Genomic DNA, 4647 nt, shown 5'->3' with positions numbered 1-4647 from the left:
GGCCGACACCGCGGCCGCGATCAGCGGCAGCTGGCCGTAGCCGACGCCCGCGGTCAGCGCGACGCCGCCGAGCCAGGCGCCGGTGGCGTTGCCGAGGTTGAACGCGCCCTGGTTCAGGGTGGAGGCGAGGTTCGGGGCATCGCTGGCCGCCTCCACCACCCAGATCTGCAACGGCGAGACCAGGGCGAAGGCGAGCCCGCTCCAGACCACCAGCGCCGTCAGCATCGCGATCTCGAAGTGGGCGACGCCCGCCAGCAGGGCGAGGACGGCGATGAGGCCGAGGAAGCTGCCGATCACCGTGGCGGTGAGATTCCCGTCGGCGAGGCGGCCGCCGATCAGGTTGCCGGCGGTGAGGCCGATGCCGGCGACGAACAGCGCGCCGGTGACGCCGCGGGCGCTGAGCCCGGTCACCCCCATCAGGAGCGGCGTGATGTAGGTGAACACCGTGAAGAAGCTCACCGAGGACAGGGTCGAGACCAGCATCGGCCGCAGCACCGGCCAGCGCCCGAGCGCCCGGAACTCCCGGGCCAGCCCGCCGCGCGAGCCGGGGAGCCCGGCCGGCACGAACAGATGGATCGCCAGGCCCGCCGCGACGCCGATCGCCACCACCGCCCAGAAGGTGGCGCGCCAGCCCGCCGCCTGCCCCAGCGCGGTGCCGAGCGGCACGCCGAGCACGTTGGCCAGCGTCAGCCCGGCGAACATCAGCGACACCGCCTGGGTCCGCTTCTCCCGCGGGACGAGATCGCGCGCCACGATCGCGCCGATGCCGAAGAAGGCGCCGTGGGCGAAGGCGGTGGCGATGCGGGCGAGCATCAGCGTCGCGTAGGTGGGCGCGACGGCGCAGGCGACGTTGCCGGCCAGGAACACCGCCATCAGCGCGAGCAGCGCGGTCTTGCGCGGCAGGCCGGCGGTGGCGATGGCGACCAGCGGCGCGCCGATCACCACGCCCATCGCGTAGCCCGAGACCAGGTAGCCGGCCTGCGGGATGGTGACGCCGAAGCTCTGCGCCACCTCCGGCAGCAGGCCCATGATCACGAATTCCGTGGTGCCGATCCCGAAGGAGGCGACGGCGAGGGCGAGAATCGGCAGCGAGACCATGCATGGGCTCCGTTGGCACGGGGGCGAAGGCGCGGGCGCCGATACCTTTTGTGCGGTGCGGTATGCCCCAACATGGCGGATCGCCCTCGGTTGCGGACCGGCGGGCAATGGGATGCAGCCTTGTTCCACGAACGGGTCTCAACCGTCGGGTGCGTCATCGCGCGATCGACCTGGGATAACCGGCGGGGTGCGTACACTGACGCCCGCCGGGCGGTGCCGGAGCGCCTACCATCGAGGCCGTTGCGCCTGGCGATCCTGCCGAAGCGCCCCTCGGTTTCGGTGGAGACGACGTGATGAAGGCCCTCATCCTGGCGGGAACGGCCCTCGGTGCCGCCCTGATCCTGCTTCCCGCCGGCGCGGAAGCGCGCCCGTACGGCGGCGGCTACGGCGCGCATGGCGGTTTCCGCAGCGCCGGCTTCGTCGGAGCGCGCGGCGGCTACGGCGGATACCGCGGCGGTCTTGCCGGATACCGGGGCGGTTACGGCGGCTACCGCGGCGGCTATGGCCGGGGGATCGGCTACGGCCTCGCCGGCGCTGGGATCGGATTGGGTGTCGGGCTCGCCGCCGGCGCGCTGGCCGGCGGCTACGGCGGGTACGATTACGGCAGCAGCTACGGCTACGGCGGCGGATATGGCTACGGCGGTGGTTACGGCTACGGCGGCTACGCGCCCGCCTACGGCGGCGGGTATGGCGGCTATGGCGGTTATGCGCCCGCATCCTACGGCTACGGCAGCGGCTGCACCTGCGCGGGCTACTGATCGGGCCGGGTGACGAACGCGACGGCGGGCGCTTGGCGGCTCCTCCGTCGCGTCCGCCCCGGTGCGGCGCCCTGCCCTACGGCTCGGTCAGGGGCAATCCGCGGCTCGGCGGGCTCCAGTGGAGGTCGGGCGTCGACGCGTAGAGCCGCCGGTGGGCGAGCACCGCGTAGGTGTCGGTCATGCCGGCGATGTAGTCGGCGATGCGCCGGGCGATGCGGCCGGCCGGTGCGCCGGACAAGCCCTCGCTCCATTCCACCGGCATCCGCGTCGGATCGGCCGAGAACGCCGAGAACAGGTCCGCGACGATGGCGTTCGCCTTCGCCCGCACCGCCATCACCTCCGGATGGCGGTACATCCGCGCGTAGAGGAAGCGCTTGATGTCGGCGTCGGCGGCCGCGATCTCCTCCGAGAACGCGATCACCGGAGCCTGCGCCCTACGGATCGCGGCGACGTCGCGCGGTGCGAGCACGTCCAGGCGGCGCCGGCTTTCCGCGATCACGTCCTCGACGAAGCGCGTGATCACCCGCCGGGCGAGCTCGTGGATGGTGCGCGACACCTCCAGCCCGGGATGCAGGGCGGCGATCTCGTCGAGCAATCCGCGCAGGAACGGCACCGCTTCAAGGTCGGCGAGATCGAACAATCCGGCGCGCAGGCCGTCGTCGAGGTCGTGGCTGTCGTAGGCGATGTCGTCGGCGAGCGCCGCCGCCTGCGCCTCCGGCCCGGCATGGTGCGCCAGTTCCAGGGGGTGCAGCGCGTCGTATTCGAGGATCGCCGCCGCGATGCCCGTGCGCGCGTAGCGCGGGGTCGGGCGACCGTCCGGCTCGAGCAGCGGGCCGTTGTGCTTGACCAGGCCCTCCAGCGTCTCCCAGGCGAGGTTCAGCCCGTCGAAGCCGGCGTAGCGCCGCTCCAGCCGGGTCACGATGCGCAGCGCCTGCGCGTTGTGGTCGAAGCCGCCATGCTCGGCCATGCAGGCATCGAGCGCGTCCTCGCCGGTATGGCCGAAGCAGGTGTGGCCGAGGTCGTGACTGAGCGCGAGCGCCTCGGCCAGGTCCTCGTCGAGGCCCAGTGCGCGGGCGAGCGCCCGGGCGATCTGGCTGACCTCGAGGGTATGGGTCAGCCGGGTGCGGTAATGGTCGCCCTCGTGATGCACGAAGACCTGGGTCTTGTGCTTCAGCCGTCGGAAGGCGGTCGAGTGCACCACCCGGTCGCGGTCGCGCTGGAAATCGCTCCGCGTCGGCGAGGCCGGCTCGGGGATCAGCCGTCCGCGGGTCGCGCCCGGGTCGGTGGCGTAGGCCGCGCGCCAGCGCTCACCGTTGGCGCGCACGCGGCCTCCCGCCCGGTTCGTGATGTGCTGCCGGCATGGTTCCCTCGCAGTTCGACGCGGCACGCGTTGCGGCGCGCCGTCGTACCCCATATCTTGGATCGATCACGCGCCGGGCAATCGCCCGCCGCGCCCGGACCCGACAACAGCGCCGATGGCTCTCCCGATGGCCGAGATCACCCTGACCCCCCGCGCCGCCAAGCGCATCAACGAGATCATGGGTGCCGAGCCCCCGGGCGCGCTGCTTCGCGTCAGCGTGAACGGCGGCGGCTGCTCCGGCTTCTCCTACGCCTTCGACATCACCCGCGACCAGGAGGCGCAGGACGTCACGATCGAGCGCGACGGCGCCACCGTGGTCGTCGACCCGGTGTCGCTCGAGTACATGGCCGGATCCACGATCGATTTCGTGAACGACCTGATCGGGCAGTCCTTCAAGATCGAGAACCCGCAGGCGACCTCGTCCTGCGGCTGCGGCACCTCGTTCTCGCTCTGATCTTTCGAGGGGCGCGGCGCTGTCCCGTGCGGCCCCGAGGGTGGTGTCGGGGCTGGTTGCAGTCGCCGGCATCGTGGTGCCGGAACGACAGGCGCCGACAAGCGTGAGTCGCGACGTGGCGCACCGATTGCCTCGCGCGGCGAAATGCGGGACGACAGCGCCGTCTCCTCGGATAGAACATTCGTCAGCGGTCCGCACACGATGATCAGTCACCGAACGGTCCGCGCCAGCCTGATCCGGGCGGCCCGCCTCTGCCTCTGTGCCGGTCTCGTCCTCGGCGTCGGGACGACGGGCCGGCCTGCGGCGGCGCAGGAGGCGGCCTCGGCGGTCCAGGACGTCGTGCTGGTCGACGTCGCGTTGCCGCTCGGCGACACGGTGTTCAAGGCGGCGCGGATCACGGTCAGCGGCACGCGTCTCTCGCGCGACGACCTGACGGCGATCCTCAAGGCGGATTCGCCCGAGCCCTGGGCGCCCCGCCTCGCACGCCTGGAGGCGGCGAGCATCTCGATCCCGGTCCTCGTCTCCGAACATCCCGGCCCGGGCGGATCGCTGCAGACCGTGACCTATCGCGAGGTCGCGGCGCGCGACGTGCGCGCCGGCCGCATCGCCGAGCTGACCATGGCCGGCGCCGGGGTCTCCGTCACCGGCGCGCACCCGGGGTCGGGCACCTACGGCCGCATCGTCGCCAGCGATCTCGACCTCGCCGCGCTCGTCCGGCTCTCGTCGGAATCCGGCGACGGCAAGGGGCCGGTCCAGCGGATCTACGCCGCGATCCAGGCCTCGGACGTGACCTACACGGAAGCCTCGGGCGTCACGATTCGGATCGCCGGGCTCGAGGGCCGCGATTTCGGCGGACGCCAGGTCCCCGGCGGCTGGAACGGCGCGATGGCCGGGCTCGCCCGCGGGCTCGAGGCCGTCGACCCGGAGATGACGGCGGCCGAGCGCGGCAAGCTCGCGGGAACCGCCGCCGACCTGGC

The 4647-nt window shown here is 72.5% G+C and carries 4 protein-coding genes and 1 pseudogene; 3 read left to right on the top strand and 2 right to left on the bottom strand.

Going from position 1 to position 4647, the window contains the following annotated elements:
- On the bottom strand, positions 1 to 1098 hold a 1098-nt coding region (locus FV223_RS20655; protein ID WP_147728762.1), incomplete at its 3' end, for an MFS transporter.
- A gap of 293 nt (positions 1099 to 1391) precedes the next feature.
- Between FV223_RS20655 and FV223_RS20650 the strand changes: the two genes are divergently transcribed.
- Positions 1392 to 1856, top strand: a complete 465-nt coding sequence (locus tag FV223_RS20650; protein ID WP_147728761.1) for a hypothetical protein — start codon at positions 1392 to 1394, stop codon at positions 1854 to 1856.
- 76 nt (positions 1857 to 1932) lie between these two features.
- On the opposite strand, the gene FV223_RS20645 is transcribed toward FV223_RS20650, so the two are convergent.
- Positions 1933 to 3180, bottom strand: a complete 1248-nt coding sequence (locus FV223_RS20645; RefSeq protein WP_243937517.1) for a deoxyguanosinetriphosphate triphosphohydrolase — start codon at positions 3178 to 3180, stop codon at positions 1933 to 1935.
- Between the two features lie 163 nt (positions 3181 to 3343).
- Here FV223_RS20645 and FV223_RS20640 point away from each other — a divergent pair, with 163 nt between their 5' ends.
- Together FV223_RS20640 and FV223_RS20635 are read left to right on the top strand one after the other, a co-directional pair.
- A complete protein-coding gene (locus FV223_RS20640) occupies positions 3344 to 3670 on the top strand; it encodes an iron-sulfur cluster assembly accessory protein (RefSeq protein WP_147728759.1) in 327 nt (108 codons plus the stop codon).
- A 201-nt stretch (positions 3671 to 3871) separates the two neighbouring features.
- A pseudogene (locus FV223_RS20635) lies at positions 3872 to 4647 on the top strand (hypothetical protein); the annotation flags it as partial.

The sequence above is a fragment of the Methylobacterium sp. WL116 genome (assembly GCF_008039455.1).
Classification (GTDB): domain Bacteria; phylum Pseudomonadota; class Alphaproteobacteria; order Rhizobiales; family Beijerinckiaceae; genus Methylobacterium.
The sequence above is the reverse complement of the archived record's forward strand: the minus strand, read 5'-3'. Positions and strand labels throughout refer to the sequence as shown.

Excerpts from the sequence above, each read along its gene's own strand:
- FV223_RS20640 (WP_147728759.1), top strand. The coding sequence starts at position 3,344 with ATGGCCGAGATCACCCTGACCCCCCGCGCCGCCAAGCGCATCAACGAG.
- FV223_RS20650 (WP_147728761.1), top strand. The coding sequence starts at position 1,392 with ATGAAGGCCCTCATCCTGGCGGGAACGGCCCTCGGTGCCGCCCTGATC.